Origin of the sequence: Acinetobacter rongchengensis (assembly GCF_003611475.1) — a bacterium.
GTDB classification, from domain to species: Bacteria; Pseudomonadota; Gammaproteobacteria; order Pseudomonadales; family Moraxellaceae; genus Acinetobacter; species Acinetobacter rongchengensis.
Genome location: NZ_RAXT01000234.1, coordinates 1 through 251, shown reverse-complemented (window position 1 = coordinate 251; position 251 = coordinate 1). Strand labels below are relative to the sequence as shown.

At 43.8% G+C, this 251-nt stretch carries 1 protein-coding gene; it reads left to right on the top strand.

The window, feature by feature from the left end; genetic code table 11:
• On the top strand, positions 1-251 hold a 251-nt coding region (locus tag D7V20_RS19685), incomplete at both ends, for a transposase (RefSeq protein WP_213072528.1).

Sequence of the window (251 nt, the reverse complement as noted above, 5' to 3'; positions counted from 1 at the left end):
AAAATCTACCGCACAACCAATTGGCCCGCATATAACCGAGCACTCATGAGTCGCGGAAATATTGCCATTTGGTTTGATCCTGCTACGCAATGGTATGCGCCATCAAAAGGCAAACAAGGGCGAAATCAAACCTACTCCGACGCAGCCATCCAATGCTGCTTAATGATTAAATCCTTATTCCGTCTGTCTTTACGTATGGTTACTGGCTTTGTGCAAAGTCTGATTAAACTTTGCGGATTAAATTGGATAGC